Source organism: Bacillus cereus group sp. MYBK195-1 (assembly GCF_051916605.1).
In the GTDB taxonomy this organism is placed as follows: Bacteria; Bacillota; Bacilli; order Bacillales; family Bacillaceae_G; genus Bacillus_A; species Bacillus_A cereus.
Genome location: NZ_JBQAGZ010000001.1, coordinates 491,087 through 509,582, shown reverse-complemented (window position 1 = coordinate 509,582; position 18,496 = coordinate 491,087). Strand labels below are relative to the sequence as shown.

Genomic DNA, 18,496 nt, shown 5'->3' with positions numbered 1-18,496 from the left:
ACTCACTCCTTATAGCATCATTTTTGCTTTCGTGAATACATGCTGTAATTCTTCCATTGATAAATTATCTTTTTCTAAAGACGCAAATAATTCTTTCAACTCTGTATAACGTTTTTGCTCCTCTAATGCAGCAATATCATATTCTAGCGGAACGTGCTTCACTGTTACGTTCGCTTGTTCAAATAACTCTATGGCGTATGGATGATTTTTATAATCCTGTGCATAATAAACCGCTGTAATACCACTTTGAATAATCGCCTTACAACATTGTAAACAAGGGAAATGCGTAACGTAAATTTCTGCTTCCTCTGTTTTCGCACCAAACTTGGCACATTGTAATAAAGCATTCATTTCGGCATGAATTGTCCGAACACAATGATTATCGATTACGTAACAACCATCATCTATACAATGTACGCCACCTTTAATTGAACCATTATACCCACCAGCAATAATTCGTTTATCGCGAACGATTGTCGCTCCTACCGCAAGCCTTGTACATGTACTACGCAAAGATAGTAGATGGCTTTGCGTCATAAAATATTGATCCCATGAAATTCGTTCCATATTTTTCACCTACTTTTTTGTCTACTTGTAGTGTAGCGAAAGAAGAAAAACTTCGTCAATCTTTTACGGAATAATAATTTGATCTTTTATCTTTTCAAGAGACTTCGCACCAATCCCATCAATCTCTAATAAATCTTCTATTTTCTGAAACGGACCATGTTCTTCTCGATATTTCAAAATACTTTCTGCCTTTCGAGAGCCAATCCCTGTAATTTTTTCTAGTTGTTCTTTCGCCGCTGTATTTATTCGAATCTTGCCATCTTCCTTAGAAGAAGTAAGCACCCCTTGTTCTGACTCATTTTTACTCGGTATATAAAGAAGCATTTGATCTTGTACAATTTGTGCTAAATTTACTTTTTTCATATCTACTTCTGATAAAAAACCACCAGCCTTTTGAACCGCATCCTTTACGCGATCTCCTTCCTTCATTTCATATACCCCTTCTTTACTAACCGCTCCTTTCACATCAATTATAATTGTTCTTTTCTGTTCCTTTGTATCCGATATTTTCGGTTTACCCTTTTTTTCTATCTCCTTCTCTTGTACATTCATTGTAATAGGCGTTCGTTCTACACTCTGATTCGTTTTCCAAAAAACAAGAAAAAGTAAAGTTCCAATAATAGCTACTAAACCTAACCACTTTTTCGGAAAATCCCACATCATTTTACACCTCTAATCATAAATTTATAACATCATTCATATTGTTTAGGAGAAAGCTGTTACGAAGGAGGGATGAAACTTTGAACATAGGAATTATAGGGACAGGAAACATGGGAAATATACTAATCGATGCATTTTTAGAAACCCGTGCTGTCAAACCTTCTTACCTTACAATCATTAATCGGACGCCTGCAAAAGCATATCATATAAAAGAAAAATACCCTTCTGTTCAGATAGCAAAAACAATCCCGGAAGTAATCGAACAATCACAACTTATTTTTATTTGTGTTAAGCCGATAGATATATACCCTATCCTAAAAAAATACGCTGAACATTTTTCTGATGAAACGTGCTTAGTTTCTATTACAAGTCCAATATCTCCATCACAATTAGAGACTCTCGTACCTTGCCACGTCGCGCGTATCATTCCAAGTATCACAAATCGCGCGCTCTCTGGCGCCTCACTATTTACATTTGGAGATAATTGCTCTGAAGAATGGCAACAAAAACTACTTCGTCTATTTAAAAACATTTCTACACCTCTTGTAATAAAAGAAGATATAACGCGCGTTTCATCTGATATAGCAAGTTGCGGTCCTGCTTTCTTTAGTTATTTACTACAATGCTTCATTAACGCTGCTGTAGATAAAACAAATATTACACACGAAGAGGCTACTACTTTAGTAAGTGAAATGGTCGTGGGGATGGGGAAATTACTTGAAAAAGAAATCTTCACATTACCTACCTTACAAGAAAAGGTTTGCGTGAAAGGCGGCGTTACTGGGGAAGGCATTCGGGTTTTAGAAGAACACGTTGGAGATATGTTCCATAAGTTAATCGAGCGAACACATGAAAAATTTGACGAAGATTTAGAATGCGTTAATCAGCAATTCAATAAACACACATAATAAATACGTCATTTTCATTCCAAATCCTTTTTATAAATACTTACTTTTTTACAATACATTTTCACTTCAACTACTATTCCCACACTTTACGCATACGATCTTTAGATTATGCTAGAACTAAAAATACATCTTCTTTATAAAACAAAAGCAACCTTCTCGGTTGCTTTTGTTTTTATCCGTTTTTCTTCGCCATGAAGAAAATACGCTCTGTTTGTTCTGTAACTTCAAGTCGCTCAAAATCACCTGTTACACGAAGCACTGTAAAGCCTGCTTCTTCAAGCCATTTCGTTAACTCTTCCACTTGATATGCACGTTGCACGTGACATTCGTCAAACCGATGGTACACATCTTCTTCTGGATCTTGAACAAAGAATGTTAAATCATGCTCTACACTATTTGATTCTTCACCAGGGAAGCAATTCCAAATAAGAGATATTTCTTCTCCATTCACTGTATACGTTTCATTTTGAAATACATGATGTATTTTATATAAAGAGTGTACATCAAATAAAAACAAACCATCTTGACGTAAATGGTGAAATACTCTTCTAAATGTTTCTTGTACTCCATCTTCTTGCAATACATAATTTAATGAATCACAAAAAATCGTTACACAGTCAAACTCACCCGGAACATCAAGCTCGCGCATATCTTGTTGGTAAAAAGGAATAAAATGCCCTTCTCCGCCTAGTTTTTGCTGAGCGACTGTTAACATTTCTTCTGAAAGATCGACACCTATTAAATCGTAACCCTTTTGCACAAGCGGCAGGGTTACATTACCTGTACCGCATGCTACATCAAGAATTTTTGCCTCTTTCATACCTGCCTGCTGTAAACTTCCCTCTGTAAATTCCACCCATTTATCATAAGGGACATCATTCATTAGTTCGTCGTACAACAATGCAAATTGTTCGTATTTCATTGGCCTAACTCTTCTGTAATATCTTCACGTGGCACATCGCCCCATAGACGCTCTAAATTATAGTGATTACGCTCATCTTTATGGAATACATGAGCAACTACATCTCCAAGATCAACTAATACCCAACGTGCTTCGTCAAACCCTTCCATACGTTGTACGTCGATTTGGAACTCATGTGCTTTTGATTTAATTTCACGTGCAATTGCTTGTACTTGTTTATCTGAATTACCGTGACAAATAATGAAATAATCTGCAATTGGTGAAATACCTTGCATATTTAGGACAACCATATCTTCTGCTCTCTTATCATCAGCTGCCTTTGCCGCTAATACTAATAAATCTTTATCGTTCATTTACTCATTTCCTCCTTGATAACTGCATTGTATGTTTGGAATGTTAATGGATAAATCGTCTGATCTTTTTCCATTAAAAATTGAATTGTTCTCTTTAACGCAAATAATAAAGCTTGATTTATATCCGTATATGCGAGTTTACGAGCCTCTTCCACTCCTGGAAACTTTCGCCCAGGTTCAATGTAATCAGCTACATAAATCACTTTATCTAACATCGTCATATTCTCATGACCACTTGTATGATATGTAATAGCTTGCAAAATTTCAGAATCCGTAATGCCTACTTCTTTTTCTACTAAGTATGCCCCAACAGGTGCATGCCATAACTCTTTGTTATAGCAAAGTAAATCTTTCGGCAAATCTTCACGTTTAATAATCTCTTCCATTTCTGAAATTGCTCTACATTTCGCATAATCATGGAATATAGCTGCCATCTCTGCTTTTTTCTCGTCCACACCGTATAACTTAGCAAGCTCAATCGCTGTCTCCATTACACCAATCGTGTGTATATAACGTTTTTCATGCATTTGTTGTTTGACAATATGCAGTGCATTCTCACGATTCATACAACCCATTCCTCTCGATATATACCTGTACTTTTTCAGGAAGTAAATATTTACACGTTTTCTTCTCTTTATATCTCTCACGTAATAAGGATGAAGAAACTGCAAATTCCGGAATTTCCACTGTAGTAATCTTATATGGTGTATGCAATGTATACCCAGGTCTTGCAACTCCAACAAACGTTACAAGATTAAGTAAAGCTTCAATGTTATACCACTTCGGTAAATATTCAACCATATCCCCACCAATAATAAAGTGAAACTGCACATCCGGATACTTCTTCGTCAATTGTAACATAGTGTCATACGTATAAGATGGGCCCTTCCTACTTAGCTCTTCTAAACAAATAGAAAAGTGTTCTTCTGCCTCAGTCGCGAGCTCCAACATATGTAAACGACTTTCTACACTTGTAATATTCCGCCCTTGTTTATGTGGCGGAATCTGGTTTGGCAAGAACCATACTTCTTCCAAGTTCAAAGCGTGATATACTTCATTTGCAATTAGCAAATGTCCATAGTGAGGCGGATCAAATGTACCGCCAATGATGCCAATTTTCCTCAAAAGAAACGCCCCTTCCTTTTATATACAGCAACTCTCCTCGGTTAGGAATGAAGAGAGTTGCTATTAATAAAAGTTCAATTGGTTTCGCTCTCTACATCATTACGCATCAGCGATAAAAATAGCGCATGCTAATCTTTTTATCGAGGAAGCTTAATTTGTTTATTTTCTCTTGATTCTTTGTATAAAACGATTGTGCTTCCAATTACTTGAACGATTTCAGCACGTGCACCTTTTGCAAGTTCTTCCGCAACCTCACGGCGATCAAATTCACAGTTTTGTAATACACTTACTTTAAATAACTCACGAGCTTCTAAAGTATCTGCAATTTGTTTAATCATATTTTCATTTACTCCGCCTTTTCCTACTTGAAAAATTGGTGTTAAATGATGTGCTTGTGCACGTAAAAATCTTTTTTGTTTTCCTGTTAACATATATGTTAGCCTCCAAGCTTTTCTATAACTAATTGTTTCATTCTCTCGATATTTGGCGTGCGTCCTGTCCACATTTCAAATGCAAGTGCTCCTTGATAAACAAACATATCAATACCATTTTGAATGATTGCACCTTGCTCTTTTGCCTCATATAAAATTTTCGTTTCAAATGGATTATAAATTATATCTGATACAATCGTTCCTTTTTTTAACGAACAAATTTGTAATGGCGTATATTCTACGTGCGGATGCATACCTATCGTTGTCGTCTGAATGATAATATCATAATTTCCTTGTTCTTCTGTCGCTTTTTCTAACGACAAAGCAACAGAATTAACATCGGCCGTACGTGCAGCAATAAGTTCCTTCGCCTTATCTACTGTACGATTGGCTACATCAATCTCTTTTACACCTACATCAGCAAGAGAAAAATAAATAGCTCGGCTAGCACCACCTGAACCAAGTAACAAAATACGTTTCCCTTGAAGTGGTTCATTACTAATTGACTGCAGCGCTCGAACAAAACCAATCCCGTCTGTGTTATAGCCAATTAATCTTCCATCCTTATGAACCACTGTATTTACTGCACCGATTTTCCTTGCCAATGGGTCAATCTCATCCAAATACTCCATAATAGCAACCTTGTGCGGAGTTGTTACATTAAATCCTGAAATACCTAATGCTTTTAAACCTCTTACTGCTTCCCCTAGCAATTCCTCTTCAACAAGGAACGCATGATAATGGGCATCCATATTCAAGTGTTCAAATGCATCTTTATGCATAACGGGTGATAATGAATGTCCAATTGGATTTCCGATTACACCATATAATTGTTTCATAAATCCCTCTCCATATTAAATTAAAGATTTACGTAGTGAAACACTTACTCCTTTTGGTACGTGTGCAACAATTTTTGCTCCTGGTTCGTTCACAGTAACCCATCCTAATCCAGAGAATACAACATCCGTTTTAGGTTCACGAATATTAAATTCGTATTTCACTAGCTCAGGCATATTTGCTAATTCTTCTGGCGTTGGTGGGCTTAGTAAATCCCCGGCATGATTTTTATATAATTCATCTGCTTTCTCAAGCTTTGTACGATGGATTGTTAAGCGATTCGAGAAGTGACAAGTAAATGCACGACGACCACCACTTACATAATCAAAACGTGCCAATCCACTAAAGAATAACGTTTGTTCTTCATTTAATTGGAATACCATCGGCTTAATTTCTTTTGTTGGTGTAATAAGCTTTAAGCTTTGCTTTCCAACATAATGAGCCATTTGGTGGTGGTTAATAATACCTGGCGTATCATATAAAGAAGACTCTTCGTCCAATGGAATATCAATTAAATCCAGTGTTGTTCCTGGGAAATGAGATGTTGTAATTACATTTTCAGTCTCATCACTAAATTCTTTAATCATACGATTAATAAATGTCGATTTCCCTACATTCGTACATCCAACAACATAAACATCTTTGCCGCCGCGATAATACTCAATAGCATCTGCTAGTTCAGCAATTCCTTGTCCCTTCGCTGCACTAATTAAAAAGACATCTTCTGGTTTTAATCCTAGCTGCTTTGCACTATAGCGCATCCAATGTTTTACTTTATCATGTTTTACTGACTTTGGAATTAAATCAGCTTTATTTCCAACAAGTAATACTTTATTATTCCCTACGAAACGATGTAAGCCAGGTAACCAGCTACCATTAAAATCAAAAATATCTACAATTTTGACTACTAATGCATCTGATTTTCCAATTCCATTTAAAATGCGTAGGAAGTCATCATCTGTTAACGATACATCTTGAATTTCATTGTAATGCTTCAGGCGAAAACAACGTTGACAAATGACTTGTTCTTTCTCTAAAGATGAGGCAGGAGCATACCCCACTTCGTTTTTATTTTCTGTTTGAATTTCTACACCGCAACCAATACATTTAATTGTTTCAGTCAAACTTTATTCCTCCCAGTTAATTAAACCTTTTTTCTTCATATTTTTCATAATTCTTCGTTCAATTTTTCGATTAAAGCGCGTTACTAATCCGTCCGTTTGTGCTACCGGTACAACTAAAATTGTATGAAGGCCTACTCGGTTTCCACCAAGCACGTCAGTCAGTAACTGGTCTCCAATTACTACAACTTCATCTGGCTGCAAACGCATCTCTTGTATCGCACGCTTAAATGCGCGAACAAATGGTTTACGTGCACTATGAATAAATGGAATACCTAATGGATCAGCAAAATCTTTCACACGTTGCTCATTATTATTTGAAACGACCGTTACTTGAATGCCTTGCTCTTTCATTTCCAAGAACCATTTTTCAAGTTGTGGCGTTGCATTGGGACGATCCCATTCAATTAAAGTGTTATCTAAGTCAGTAATAACGCCTTTAATCCCACGTTTTTTTAAATCTTCTGGTTGAACATGATATACATTTTTCACATATTCATTTGGTAAAAATAGTTTCAATTTCTTTCACCTCTTTGAGGATTTTTCATAAAATTTTTCGACAACATTTTTCGATATATAACCTGTGGATAAAATTGTACACATTTTCCACATTAATTTTTCAGTTAATTTGGAATTTACTAACAAACTATACACACTTTATCCACCTAGTTATGTGGATAACCACTCGTTTGTGACTGTCATATTTTTTTGGTACATTAAATGCATCAACGAATCAATCCTTATATTATTAGGAGGTGACTCACCTTGAAAACAAAACATATGGAACAGTTATCCACTGAGTTACTCACTGAGTCTTATTATAAAGCAAAAGAACTAAAATTAAATCCCGACTTCATTTTACTTATAAAACAAGAAATCATTAGACGCTCATTAGAGGACAAGCTTGTCAAATCATCTTGATTACATATAAAGTGAAAGTTTAATCAGCCCTTACCAATCAAACAGTTACAGGATAAATTATTAGATGCCTTGTAAAAAGAGCCATCTACGATGGCTCTCGAATAAACAAGTACTCCCATCTAGGGGATTTCATCATTAAGTATCTTTGCCCATAACTCTTACTTACGGTTATAAAAGCTTTTCTTTATTTATGAGCTAAGCGAGTAGCTATTTTTTCACCAAGACGAAGCTCTTGTCCACTCTTTAATTCCTGCACTACTTCTATCATATCTTTTTCAAACAATAACACAACTGTTGAACCAAATGTAAAGTATGCCATTTCTTCACCTTTTTGAACAGTGTCTCTCTCATGCAAAAGCTCGATACTATTAACAAACATAGCACCTACTTTTACAAGAGCCATATGCTCGCCATCACTGCTTACTTCTGTAACAGAACGATAATTTTTTGACAGTGGTTCTTTCCCGTATTCCATACCAGCTGCATTTACCGGATATGATTTTCTACCGAGTACAAATCTTTCAGTCACAGAACCAGAAAGCGGACTATGAATGCGATGATAATGACTTGGACTCAAATAAATTACCATATATGTACCGCCTGCATATCGCGTTGCACGTTCTTCATTACCTAGCATATCCACAATTGAATAGCGCTTTCCTTTAATATCAAATGTTTTTGCATCCTCAATAGGACCATGATCTGCAAAAACACCATCAACAGGACTAACGATACTCGATGCATCTGTATCAATACTACGCTTTCCTTCTTTTAGCTTACGCGTAAATAATTCATGCAATGTTCTATATTCCTTCAAACCCTTTTCCATCTCATCTTGATTAATTTGAAAAACTTTCGCGTACGATGGAATAATGATAGAGCTCAAACGAGATTGTGCAAATTTACGTAATATATAAGAAGTAAAGCGACCATTTGTAAGTTCTATCATAAGTCGATATAATGTACGTCGCAAATTGCGAAACCCCCTAATCAGTCTATAACTTTAGTTTTCCCTTCTTTTCTTTCTATATCATATGTAAAATTGGTTCTTATTCCCACATATCATATAAAGCAGCCTTATTATATATACAGAAAACTAAGTATGGTATTATTCTTAAATTATTTAGCACCTTCTAATATTACAGATAGAATCCGTCATTTTCAACAGTGAACATGTATTTCTTCTTAGCATAACGCGTTTTCTTTTCTTATTTACAATAAGAAAAGCAGCCCATTTTAAATATGGCTGCTTCTAATACACTTTACTCTTTCGCTTTTTTCTCTTTCTCTGCCCTTACAAACTCGTGGAACATTTTCATTAAAGCACGCTTTTCAATCCGTGATACGTAGCTTCTAGAAATACCAAGCGCCTTAGCGATTTCCCGCTGTGTTTTCTCCTTATCTAGCCCAAGTCCAAAACGTTTCACAATCACTTCTTTTTCTCTTTCGTCTAAAATATCGATATACTCTTTAATTTTTTCTAACTCCATACTAAGCTGAATCATATCAATTACATCTTCAGACTCTGATTTTAATATATCAATAAGCGATATTTCATTGCCCTCTTTATCTTGCCCGATCGGATCATGAAGTGAAACATCTTTTTTCGTTTTCTTTAGTACACGTAAATGCATCAAAATTTCATTTTCAATACAGCGTGCTGCATACGTCGCAAGCTTCGTTCCCTTTCCTGCAGAATAGCTCTCGATCGCTTTAATGAGCCCGATCGTACCAATTGAAATTAAATCTTCTGCATCTTCTCCTGTGTTCTCAAATTTTTTAACGATATGAGCTACAAGCCGTAAATTATGTTCAATTAAAAGATTTCTCGCTTGAGCATCACCTTGCTCCATTAACTCTAAGTACTTTCTCTCATCATCTGATGATAACGGCTGCGGGAACGCATTGTTCTTCACATAAGAAACAAAGACAAACACTTCTCGAACCATATATCCAATTGCGGCGAATAGACTCAAACCTTTCACCTCCGCCAAAATAGTGGTCTTTATTATGTGTATGTGGGCGTGAGGTTGTTTGTGTCTGTACAGTTTATTTATAAAACTCAACACTTCTAACATTTAAAATATTTTATCGTTATATTATAATTAAATAAAATTGTTATTTATATATGAATATGCTATTAAAGGGGACACTATTCATGATTACATTAGAACGATTATTAAATGTAACAATTTATTTAGGGGTGTTTTTACTTTTCATTTCGTTCATTACTTTTGTTATTAAAAGAGGGCCTGATTTATTATTTTTTCAATTTGGAATTTCTTTATTTTTTGGAGCTCAAATTATAACTGGAATAAAATTTTTTCATAACTATGGTTTCTCCTTTCACTCAAAACTAGAACTACTTATCTTTATTTTCTATGTAATTGGAATTATTACATGTATACTATTATTCTTTCACTTTCAAAATCCGTATCGAATTTTTTTATTAATCTGTAGTTGTTTATTTTTAACTGGATCCAATTATTACTTTAAAGAAACATTAAATTTTAGTAAAAAAATTCCAAAGCAAAACAAAACTTTTTTAAGTACACAAGAAGACTCTTTTCCAAAAGAAGTTCGTAAATTTTCAGAGGATTACAACAACATAATAAGGAATGATTTTTATGAAATACCGATGATTCCTACTGAATTACAGATTACAAGCAAAAAAGATTCTTCCCATAGTACATCTTACTTAGTTGAACTTCATAATAGCGAGAATGAAATTACTGATGACTCTGTACAATTAACTCCATCAGACCGTTTTTATGTGCTGTTAAATAAACAAAAAACAAAAATATCAAAAGTAGTATATGAAGGGCAGAATTTTTTCACATTTACAGTCACACTAAAGGCTCTTAATTTACAGCAAGAACCAGAGATTCATAATATGTTTTTAGAAATAGATAAACGTAGAGCGATGAATCTTCTTAATTTTGAAATTAAAGCCCATACTAAAGAATGGAAAGTAATATTTAAAAGTGATAGTTCTCATTCCAATCTTCCTATCACATTTACTTTTGAAAAACGAACAGGCAAAGTATAAAAATAAAAAGAGTTATTTTCTTTGAAAAATAACTCTTTTTATTTTACTTACTCCAAATCTTTCTCCCCGCTTGGGCATCAATATAACGAATTTCCCGCCTACAATTAAAAGGTTCTTTATGTTTTTCATCTGTCGTTTGTTTGTAAAGTAGTTTGTATTTCGTTTCCTCTGCATCATGATCTAAAAACCATTCTAATTTAACTCGGATAGCCTCTCTGTATATTTCTAACGCTTTTTCTTTAGTTACTTTTGGTGTTATTTCATATGTGAGCAATTCTTTAATAAAGTTGCTAGACTCCCCCGAGTAGTGCATAACAGCACCATTTTCTGCATTGATGTTAATCATAAATTGGTTATACTCTGCCGGAATATCATTTATATATACAGAAAAGATAAATCTTTCAATCCCATCTTCTGCTTCTTCACGTTCCTCCCAAAGACGCAGATATTGTGTGATATCTGGAATAACTCGTTCTAAAAATTGAAGTGCTTTTTGTAAACATTCCTCTCTAGACAGTATTTGCTTTACTTCTTTATCATCTGTCAGTTTTATAAAACCAGTTAATTCATTGGTTAATTTATCAATTTTAACGCTAACTAAATTATTATATTTCAACATCGGTAAATGCTTTTTAAAGAATTCATTCATTAAATATGGATCCTTTTCTTCTTTCTGTTTTTGTAATTCCTCTTTCGGAACAAATTTCATCCTTATTTCATCATCATTTTCTGTCTCATCTACTTTTGTAAAACCTTCTTTATTCCAGTCAAATAATTCGAATACGTCACCTCGTTCGTTACCTTTTTTCGATTTTTCAACAGCTACAGCCGAAGGTAATTTATAATGATCTGGTCCAAATAAATCTTTACCTGTACTTGCATCAATAAACGCATGACTAGGCTCTGGTTCATATACAAGATGGTACCCTTTTACTTCTTCCCCGCTTTCATACTCACATGAAGAGTATGTTAAATCTACAAATACAAGTCTCATATCTTGTCTAGCTTTCAAATTTTCTAAAACGATATTCTCCTCAACAATTTCACTTGGCCATAACGGTTTTTTCTCTATAGCTTTTTGTCCATTGTAATGAAAATGCACAACATTACCTGAAGGGTGCACTCGCACAACGCACCCTGTATTCGGCAATGGATAGCTATTCACTTCTTGCATATAATTTACTTCTTTCCAACCGCGCCTGTCGTCCTTAACCGTTACATATGTATAGAATTCATATCCTTCTTTTGTATATTTTTTCAAGAACGCATTTGCAATCTCTCTTGCCTTCTTCTCCTCTATCGCTTCCTTGCCACTTGAAAAAGAATTTTCATCATCTATCCTAAATTCAATTAAATTACCAGTATGTCTATTTAATGTAATTTGTATCTGTTTCTCCTCATCATCTTTATGTGCCCACCACAATAAATGATACGGGTCATCAACCCCTTCTTGATCATCTACAACAAGCCTATAATCACCTGGAATATCAATAATATGAGCCACTCGCTCTTTTCTCTCTTTATCTTTTTGATTCATTATTCTCCTCCTCAATCTTACAATTTAAGGTAATTATAACAAAGAAAACTAAAATTTATTAACAAAAAAGACTAGAGATATCTCTAGTCTTCTACTTCGTTTCACGATGTAACGTTACTCGCTTTAACCGTGGACAATATTTTTTTAGTTCGATGCGTTCTGGATTGTTTCGTTTATTTTTTTTAGAAATGTAATTACGATCGCCGCACTCCGTACAAGCTAATGTAATATTTACACGCATATTTATTTCTCCTTTCTTTCAAAGATCGCAACTAAAACGTAATGATTACGATTTATATATTATAAAACTTCATTCTATTTGTCAATTGCAAAAACAAGAAGATTCCATTTAGAATCCCCTTGTTTTTATAGTTAAATAAATTTTCTCCCGTATTAACGGGCAGTAAGACCCCCACTGATTAAAAGTTTCACTTTATTAAAACGATTCGTATGTAACAAACTCACTAATCGGCTTTCGATATCCTCGTGGACGAGTTTTAGTCGTATCACTTTTTCCTATCGTAATCATTAAAACAGGTACTATATGCTCCGGCATCTTCAATTCACTTTGTACTGCTTTTTCATCGAAACCAATCATTGGACATGTATCATAGCCATAATATTTAGCTGCGTACATAAAAGTCATCGCGCTTAACGAAGCATTTCTAATCGCTTCATCCTCCATGAAACGCTCTCCTTTTCCTTCATATAAACCTTTCGTTTGCCTAATTGTATCTTCATATTCACATTCATCAATCATTTTTAAAACTTTCATACCGAAGTAAATATTTTCAACATTTTGGTATGCTTTTTTATCACCACAAACGAGCACTACCGCTGATGCACTCGATACTTTATATTGACCAAAAGCTAATTCTTTTAATCTTTCTTTTCGCTCTTGATCACGAATTACAACATAATGTGTGTGCTGCAAATTATAGCAAGATGGAGAAAGCTTAGTTAACTCAAATATTTTTTTAAAATCCTCATCAGAGATTTCTATACCTTGTATAAATTTCATTGCAGAACGTCTAGCAATTGCTAATTCTTTAAAGTTCACCATATATCCTCCTCGATAACTGTAAATTTAAATATACATTAATTTATCCAAATAGATAAATCAAATAAAAATACTTTAAATCGAATAATAATTATGATTAACAGCAAAAAAGACAAAAAGCTGAAACAATTAGTTCATACGAAATTCACACGAATCTATTACTATAGAAACTGTACATAGTGAACTTATTAACAATCACGTTTATTTATATAAAATCTTACTCGAAAGGAGTTGAAAGTATGAAAACTAAATATCGCTTTATGATCTCATCATTTGCTGCTTGCGCTTATATGATTTGGTATTTAGTATAATAACGACCTCACTTGCAAATAGGAAAAGGTGTGTATATAAATGGAATATAATCAATCAACAGTTAACTACTGGAAAGCTTTTGTATTACCATATACATTTGCTTTAGAAGAGTTAAAAACTAAATTTGAAATTATGAACCGGGAAGCTCAATTTCTAGAGGATTACAACCCGTTTGAACATATAAAAACAAGACTAAAACAACCTGAAAGTATTATTAAAAAACTAGAGCGCAAAAGCTTATTACCAACAGTTGAAAATGCTCAAACACATTTACAAGATATTATTGGTATTCGTATTACATGTTGCTTCGTAGAAGATATCTATCATTTGAAAGAAGTCATTCAAAAACGCGAAGATATGGAAGTCATAGAAGTAAAAGATTATATCGCTAACCCAAAACGAAACGGATATAAAAGTTTACACATGATCATTAAATACCCTTTATCACTAAATTCTGGTACAAAAGATGTATTTGCAGAAATTCAGTTACGTACACTGGCAATGGACTTTTGGGCAAGTTTAGAACACAAACTTTATTATAAATATGAAGGGAAAATACCGGAGTATTTAAAAGATGAACTACATGATGCAGCAATGAAAGCTGAAGATCTGGATAATAAAATGGCCACTATTCGTCAAGATATTGATGATATTGAGGCATGCTCAAATCAAATTATGCTACCACTATAAAAAAGGTTCTCGCCAATGAGAACCTTTTTTCTATCATTTTTGGGAAGTACGACTCCACACTTATTAAAGTTTCACATTATTTTTTCTCTATCGTTCGAACCTCTTCAATCTTCCATTTCTCCTCTTCTTTTCCAAGAGCATACTGTACTTTCTTTTGAAGAGTAATACTGTCGTCTACTTCCTTTTCTTTCGTTTCAACAATAACATACCCTACTTTACTAACTTTCATATCTATATGTTCCAATTCAATTTTCTTATTTCCCTTTTGAAATGCGGCTTCTTTTTGTGTTTTTAAGTCTTCAGCACTAGGCATCTTCTTTGAAAATAACTCCATATGTTCTGCAAGATTTTTTTCATTCGTCGTTCGCACAAATGTATGAATAACATCTTGAATAGATCTCTCTTCTTCTTTTGTTATTTGTACCTTTTCCTCAGTTTTTTTAGTAGTAGATTTTTGTGCTACATTATTCTCTTCTTGTTGACATCCAACTAGTAGTACTACAAACACTAAAAGTAACCTTAATTTTCTAAATATTTTTCCCATATTCCCAACTCCTAAAAAGAAAAGTGAGGCATTCCGCCTCACTTTCGCTCTTAATTAGCGTCTTCCTTTATTCGGATCGCCACCGCCAACAATATCAAAGACACGTTTCGCTATATTTGTATTCTCTTGAACGCCAGAGAACAAGTATTTACCTGGACCAAATGCATACACGTTCACATCTTCCCCTGTATGTCCACCTGTTGTCCAGCCTGTAACCGAGCGCTTATTGAAAATATCTTCAATTGCATTATCAATCTTTGTTACATCTTTTGACGGAGCTATATCATTTACAGCTTGAATTTCTTCTGGAGTTAATTGTAAATCAATATACTTTTTCAATGTTTCTTCTACATTTGCACCTTTTGCAATCTCATTTGCCATAAAGTCTGGTGTGCGTTTTGCAGCTTTAATTGGATCTACTTTAAAGTTATACTCGCCATTGGCACCTAAAGATAAGCCACCAGTAGCGTGATCTGCCGTTGCAACAACTAACGTATTTTTATCTTTTTTTGCAAACTCAATCGCTGCTTTGAAAGCTTTTTCGAAGTCTTCCATTTCACTCATTGCACCAACAATATCATTATCATGTCCAGCCCAGTCGATTTGACTTCCTTCCACCATTAAGAAGAAACCATTTTTATTTTTGTTCAAACGCTCAATTGCTGCATTAGTCATTTCTTCTAATGAAGGTGTTTTCTCATTGCGGTCAATCGTTTTATCTAATCCACCTGGTGCAAATAAACCAAGAATTTGATCATTTTTATCATTTAACAATTGATCTCGATCCGTTACATAGCTATAACCAGATTTCTTAAACTCTTCTGTAAGATTACGATCTTTTCTAACAAAGTTCTTTACGCCGCCTCCAAGCATAACATCTACCTTATGCTTCCCTTTAATTTTCTCATCAAAATAATCATTTGCAATTGCGTCCATATTTTTACGGCTAATGTCATGCGCACCGAAAGCAGCTGGTGTTGCATGTGTAATTTCAGAAGTTGCAACGAGTCCCGTTGATTTCCCTTTTTCTTTCGCTTGCTCAAGAACTGTTTTCACTTCCGCTTTATCATTATCAACTGCAATTGCAGCATTATATGTTTTAATTCCTGCTGACATAGCTGTTGCTGCCGATGCAGAGTCTGTAATATTTTCATGTTCATCTTCTGGGTATGTTTTTTGTGTTCCTACAAGATGCTTATCAAATTCTGTAGATTCCATTTCAAAGGTTTTTGGATTATCTTTCATATAACGGTGAGCCGTCATATATGAAGGGCCCATACCATCCCCAATTAATACGATAACATTTTTAATCTTTGCATTGCTTCCGTTCTCATCTGCATTAACCTCACTAGAACGAGTAAAATTCCATGTTGCTACCGAAGTAACTGCTAATGATGCCACAACTGCAAATGGCCATGCTTTTTTCACAAACTTTTTCACTGTCTTGTCCCCCTAATTAGGTTATTCATTTCCCACTATCAAATTTAATGGAAGACTATTAAGAGAAAATTAGCTGTATGTAAATTTTTTGTTAACTTATGTAAATATCAGTTATAATTTGTATAAGTTTGTCTTTTTGTATCAATCATTCCGCCCTTTACAATTTAAATATAAACAAGTTGGATTTCATTTAACGTAAATCTCTTTTTTTACATTTTGACTCTATGTTTATGAAAATAAATAGAAATGCGGTGAGCCTTTATGAAAATAGTAAAGCTAAATGAGTCTTTTATTTTTGAATTACTTAATCTTTGCAAATCTGTTGGATGGTTACACGATGAAATTTTTATGGAAAAACAATTCGAAATGTATCTTTCTATCGGCACACTTGTAGGTTACATTCATGAAAACAAACTCATTGCGACTGGAGGAGTATTTCCCTTTACAAGTAACTTCGCTTCCATTGGTATGTTAATCGTTCACCCTAATTTTCAAGGACGCGGAATAGGGCGCATGTTGCTAAATCATTGCTTGGAACAAATTCATCCAAAACAACCCACTGCACTTATTGCGACAAAAGCTGGCGAACCTCTATACACATCATGCGGATTTCAAACAGCAACAACGATTCATCGTTTTGAAAAGCAAACTATTAAGACGTACCCTTCTCACTTACAACAAGTACAAGAAGAAGACCTTATATCTCTTACTTCTCTGGATCAAATTGCAACTGGTATGAATCGTTCTCTACTTTACTCTTTGCTATTACCAAGGGCCGTACACTCTTTTAAAATTGAAAGAAATAACTGTATAGAAGCTTTTTCATTATGCATACAAAAGGGCAATATATTATGTATCAATCCACTTATCGCCAAGCAAGAAGAAGATGCTATTCAATTATTAAAAAAGATATGTGAATGTTGGAATGGTATAGTACGAATTGATGTCCCACACTCACAATTTACATTCCGTAAATTTCTTCAAACAGAAAATTTCCAAGAAACGCTCCTTTCACCTCTTATGATAAAAAATGGTAGCCAACTTCCTGGAAATCGTAATATGCTATTTGCTATGATAGATACAGCGTTATGTTAGAAAGGAGACACCTAATTGAAGCGATTTAGCTATTTTATGGTAGGTTGTCTTACTCTTACACTATTAGTAGGATGTAGTGCAGCAGAAAAGCCAGTAGAACAAGTAAAACAAGTTAAAAATACAATTACAGCGAAACTAGCTACCGAGGAAAAAATGGTAGAAATAGATGGTCAAACCATTTACTTTAAAAAGATTGGTAATGAAAAACCACCTTTACTTATGATTCATGGCTTTGGAGGGTCATCAGATGGTTTTCAAAAGATTTATTCCGATTTAGCAAAAGATCATACAATTATTTCTGTAGATGCTTTAGGATTCGGGCGCTCATCTAAGCCAATGGATTTTTATTATTCTTTTCCAACTCATGCAAATTTGTATTATAAATTAATGAAAAAACTTGGGTATGATTCATTCGCAATACTGGGGCATTCCATGGGGGGAGAAATTTCTCTAAATTTAACATATTTATATCCTGAAGCAGTTACTCACCTTATTTTAACTGATGCTACAGGTGGCCCTCATACATTCGTTAATAAACAAGGCTCACCAAAACCACAATTGTCGACTGATTTAAATGCCGTTTCTTCTATTACAGATTATGATGAAAGCAAAGTGAAATTCAAACGTAATGATGAAGAGCATTATAATAAAATGAAATTATGGCCTAGACGTCTTAAAATTAATGCAAATGAAATAAAACAGCCAACTTTAATTATATGGGGCAGAAATGATAGTAGCGTATCCTGGAAAGAAGGAGAAACGTATCATCAATTCTTAAAAAATAGCACTTTACATATTATTGAAAAAGGTTATCATGCACCATTTCGCCAAGAACCACAAGAATTTGTCGGGTATGTAAAAGATTTCTTTAAGAACAATCCGATCAAAGTTGAAAAATAACATAAACGGGTATCTCATTTTGAG

23 protein-coding genes are annotated in these 18,496 nt (G+C 34.2%); 6 read left to right on the top strand and 17 right to left on the bottom strand.

Annotated features, from left to right (window positions below):
* Window positions 1-9: 9 nt before the first annotated feature.
* Window positions 10-567, bottom strand: a complete 558-nt coding sequence (locus ACTFRY_RS02760) for a ComE operon protein 2 (RefSeq protein ID WP_000439773.1) — start codon at window positions 565-567, stop codon at window positions 10-12.
* Window positions 568-630: 63 nt separating this feature from the next.
* Window positions 631-1,230: a helix-hairpin-helix domain-containing protein gene (locus ACTFRY_RS02755; protein ID WP_000989937.1), complete on the bottom strand. Its 600-nt coding sequence runs from the start codon at window positions 1,228-1,230 to the stop codon at window positions 631-633.
* 77 nt (window positions 1,231-1,307) lie between these two features.
* Between ACTFRY_RS02755 and comER the strand changes: the two genes are divergently transcribed.
* Window positions 1,308-2,135 (top strand): late competence protein ComER, encoded by an 828-nt coding sequence (comER, locus tag ACTFRY_RS02750; protein WP_098616185.1) that lies wholly within the window; start codon window positions 1,308-1,310, stop codon window positions 2,133-2,135.
* Between the two features lie 172 nt (window positions 2,136-2,307).
* Here the strand turns inward: comER and ACTFRY_RS02745 are convergent, their stop codons facing one another.
* From ACTFRY_RS02745 to ACTFRY_RS02710, 8 genes are all read right to left on the bottom strand, one after another.
* On the bottom strand, window positions 2,308-3,057 hold the full coding sequence (locus ACTFRY_RS02745) for a class I SAM-dependent methyltransferase (protein ID WP_000873080.1): 750 nt from the start codon (window positions 3,055-3,057) through the stop codon (window positions 2,308-2,310).
* Window positions 3,054-3,410: a ribosome silencing factor gene (gene rsfS / locus ACTFRY_RS02740; protein ID WP_000998173.1), complete on the bottom strand. Its 357-nt coding sequence runs from the start codon at window positions 3,408-3,410 to the stop codon at window positions 3,054-3,056. Before rsfS ends, ACTFRY_RS02745 begins: the two co-directional genes overlap by 4 nt.
* The gene (gene yqeK / locus ACTFRY_RS02735; protein WP_001078477.1) at window positions 3,407-3,976 is read right to left on the bottom strand and encodes a bis(5'-nucleosyl)-tetraphosphatase (symmetrical) YqeK; all 570 of its coding nucleotides are present in this window, start codon (window positions 3,974-3,976) and stop codon (window positions 3,407-3,409) included. Before yqeK ends, rsfS begins: the two co-directional genes overlap by 4 nt.
* Entirely contained in the window at window positions 3,966-4,535 is a 570-nt protein-coding gene (gene nadD / locus ACTFRY_RS02730; protein WP_001226048.1) for a nicotinate-nucleotide adenylyltransferase, read from the bottom strand. Before nadD ends, yqeK begins: the two co-directional genes overlap by 11 nt.
* Window positions 4,536-4,672: 137 nt before the next feature.
* Complete coding sequence (yhbY, locus tag ACTFRY_RS02725) at window positions 4,673-4,966, bottom strand: ribosome assembly RNA-binding protein YhbY (RefSeq protein ID WP_000955224.1); 294 nt, start codon at window positions 4,964-4,966, stop codon at window positions 4,673-4,675.
* A 5-nt stretch (window positions 4,967-4,971) separates the two neighbouring features.
* Window positions 4,972-5,805 carry a shikimate dehydrogenase gene (gene aroE / locus ACTFRY_RS02720; protein WP_098616184.1) on the bottom strand — a complete coding sequence of 278 codons (834 nt, stop codon included), beginning with the start codon at window positions 5,803-5,805 and terminating at the stop codon, window positions 4,972-4,974.
* Window positions 5,806-5,820: 15 nt separating this feature from the next.
* Window positions 5,821-6,927, bottom strand: coding sequence for a ribosome biogenesis GTPase YqeH (gene yqeH / locus ACTFRY_RS02715; RefSeq protein WP_000140799.1), 1,107 nt, complete (start codon window positions 6,925-6,927; stop codon window positions 5,821-5,823).
* A 3-nt stretch (window positions 6,928-6,930) separates the two neighbouring features.
* Window positions 6,931-7,443 (bottom strand): YqeG family HAD IIIA-type phosphatase, encoded by a 513-nt coding sequence (locus ACTFRY_RS02710; RefSeq protein WP_000765314.1) that lies wholly within the window; start codon window positions 7,441-7,443, stop codon window positions 6,931-6,933.
* Between the two features lie 246 nt (window positions 7,444-7,689).
* Here ACTFRY_RS02710 and ACTFRY_RS02705 point away from each other — a divergent pair, with 246 nt between their 5' ends.
* On the top strand, window positions 7,690-7,845 hold the full coding sequence (locus ACTFRY_RS02705) for a sporulation histidine kinase inhibitor Sda (RefSeq protein WP_000850094.1): 156 nt from the start codon (window positions 7,690-7,692) through the stop codon (window positions 7,843-7,845).
* Window positions 7,846-8,029: 184 nt separating this feature from the next.
* Here the strand turns inward: ACTFRY_RS02705 and ACTFRY_RS02700 are convergent, their stop codons facing one another.
* Both ACTFRY_RS02700 and sigK read right to left on the bottom strand, forming a co-directional pair.
* Window positions 8,030-8,818 (bottom strand): phosphatidylserine decarboxylase, encoded by a 789-nt coding sequence (locus ACTFRY_RS02700; protein ID WP_001254992.1) that lies wholly within the window; start codon window positions 8,816-8,818, stop codon window positions 8,030-8,032.
* Window positions 8,819-9,107: 289 nt separating this feature from the next.
* Entirely contained in the window at window positions 9,108-9,821 is a 714-nt protein-coding gene (gene sigK, locus ACTFRY_RS02695) for an RNA polymerase sporulation sigma factor SigK (protein ID WP_000051382.1), read from the bottom strand.
* A 152-nt stretch (window positions 9,822-9,973) separates the two neighbouring features.
* Here sigK and ACTFRY_RS02690 point away from each other — a divergent pair, with 152 nt between their 5' ends.
* Complete coding sequence (locus ACTFRY_RS02690; protein WP_098616183.1) at window positions 9,974-10,894, top strand: hypothetical protein; 921 nt, start codon at window positions 9,974-9,976, stop codon at window positions 10,892-10,894.
* A gap of 43 nt (window positions 10,895-10,937) precedes the next feature.
* On the opposite strand, the gene ACTFRY_RS02685 is transcribed toward ACTFRY_RS02690, so the two are convergent.
* From ACTFRY_RS02685 to ACTFRY_RS02675, 3 genes are all read right to left on the bottom strand, one after another.
* Entirely contained in the window at window positions 10,938-12,431 is a 1,494-nt protein-coding gene (locus tag ACTFRY_RS02685; protein ID WP_016118643.1) for a YcdB/YcdC domain-containing protein, read from the bottom strand.
* 91 nt (window positions 12,432-12,522) lie between these two features.
* Window positions 12,523-12,672: a 50S ribosomal protein L33 gene (gene rpmG / locus ACTFRY_RS02680; RefSeq protein WP_001265617.1), complete on the bottom strand. Its 150-nt coding sequence runs from the start codon at window positions 12,670-12,672 to the stop codon at window positions 12,523-12,525.
* 195 nt (window positions 12,673-12,867) lie between these two features.
* Window positions 12,868-13,494, bottom strand: a complete 627-nt coding sequence (locus ACTFRY_RS02675; protein WP_061663047.1) for a nitroreductase family protein — start codon at window positions 13,492-13,494, stop codon at window positions 12,868-12,870.
* A gap of 348 nt (window positions 13,495-13,842) precedes the next feature.
* Here ACTFRY_RS02675 and ACTFRY_RS02670 point away from each other — a divergent pair, with 348 nt between their 5' ends.
* Window positions 13,843-14,493 carry a GTP pyrophosphokinase gene (locus ACTFRY_RS02670; RefSeq protein ID WP_000456230.1) on the top strand — a complete coding sequence of 217 codons (651 nt, stop codon included), beginning with the start codon at window positions 13,843-13,845 and terminating at the stop codon, window positions 14,491-14,493.
* A gap of 76 nt (window positions 14,494-14,569) precedes the next feature.
* Here the strand turns inward: ACTFRY_RS02670 and ACTFRY_RS02665 are convergent, their stop codons facing one another.
* Both ACTFRY_RS02665 and ACTFRY_RS02660 read right to left on the bottom strand, forming a co-directional pair.
* The gene (locus ACTFRY_RS02665; protein WP_016118645.1) at window positions 14,570-15,037 is read right to left on the bottom strand and encodes a hypothetical protein; all 468 of its coding nucleotides are present in this window, start codon (window positions 15,035-15,037) and stop codon (window positions 14,570-14,572) included.
* Window positions 15,038-15,091: 54 nt separating this feature from the next.
* On the bottom strand, window positions 15,092-16,477 hold the full coding sequence (locus ACTFRY_RS02660; RefSeq protein WP_098616182.1) for an alkaline phosphatase: 1,386 nt from the start codon (window positions 16,475-16,477) through the stop codon (window positions 15,092-15,094).
* A 261-nt stretch (window positions 16,478-16,738) separates the two neighbouring features.
* Between ACTFRY_RS02660 and ACTFRY_RS02655 the strand changes: the two genes are divergently transcribed.
* Window positions 16,739-17,572, top strand: a complete 834-nt coding sequence (locus ACTFRY_RS02655) for a GNAT family N-acetyltransferase (protein WP_098616181.1) — start codon at window positions 16,739-16,741, stop codon at window positions 17,570-17,572.
* A 15-nt stretch (window positions 17,573-17,587) separates the two neighbouring features.
* Window positions 17,588-18,472: an alpha/beta fold hydrolase gene (locus ACTFRY_RS02650; RefSeq protein WP_000819810.1), complete on the top strand. Its 885-nt coding sequence runs from the start codon at window positions 17,588-17,590 to the stop codon at window positions 18,470-18,472.
* The last annotated feature ends 24 nt before the right edge of the window (window positions 18,473-18,496 follow it).

Excerpts from the sequence above, each read along its gene's own strand:
- ACTFRY_RS02760 (WP_000439773.1), bottom strand. The coding sequence starts at position 567 with ATGGAACGAATTTCATGGGATCAATATTTTATGACGCAAAGCCATCTA.
- ACTFRY_RS02755 (WP_000989937.1), bottom strand. The coding sequence starts at position 1,230 with ATGATGTGGGATTTTCCGAAAAAGTGGTTAGGTTTAGTAGCTATTATT.
- ACTFRY_RS02745 (WP_000873080.1), bottom strand. The coding sequence starts at position 3,057 with ATGAAATACGAACAATTTGCATTGTTGTACGACGAACTAATGAATGAT.
- rsfS (WP_000998173.1), bottom strand. The coding sequence starts at position 3,410 with ATGAACGATAAAGATTTATTAGTATTAGCGGCAAAGGCAGCTGATGAT.
- yqeK (WP_001078477.1), bottom strand. The coding sequence starts at position 3,976 with ATGAATCGTGAGAATGCACTGCATATTGTCAAACAACAAATGCATGAA.
- yhbY (WP_000955224.1), bottom strand. The coding sequence starts at position 4,966 with ATGTTAACAGGAAAACAAAAAAGATTTTTACGTGCACAAGCACATCAT.
- aroE (WP_098616184.1), bottom strand. The coding sequence starts at position 5,805 with ATGAAACAATTATATGGTGTAATCGGAAATCCAATTGGACATTCATTA.
- ACTFRY_RS02690 (WP_098616183.1), top strand. The coding sequence starts at position 9,974 with ATGAATATGCTATTAAAGGGGACACTATTCATGATTACATTAGAACGA.
- ACTFRY_RS02685 (WP_016118643.1), bottom strand. The coding sequence starts at position 12,431 with ATGAATCAAAAAGATAAAGAGAGAAAAGAGCGAGTGGCTCATATTATT.
- rpmG (WP_001265617.1), bottom strand. The coding sequence starts at position 12,672 with ATGCGTGTAAATATTACATTAGCTTGTACGGAGTGCGGCGATCGTAAT.
- ACTFRY_RS02675 (WP_061663047.1), bottom strand. The coding sequence starts at position 13,494 with ATGGTGAACTTTAAAGAATTAGCAATTGCTAGACGTTCTGCAATGAAA.
- ACTFRY_RS02670 (WP_000456230.1), top strand. The coding sequence starts at position 13,843 with ATGGAATATAATCAATCAACAGTTAACTACTGGAAAGCTTTTGTATTA.
- ACTFRY_RS02665 (WP_016118645.1), bottom strand. The coding sequence starts at position 15,037 with ATGGGAAAAATATTTAGAAAATTAAGGTTACTTTTAGTGTTTGTAGTA.
- ACTFRY_RS02655 (WP_098616181.1), top strand. The coding sequence starts at position 16,739 with ATGAAAATAGTAAAGCTAAATGAGTCTTTTATTTTTGAATTACTTAAT.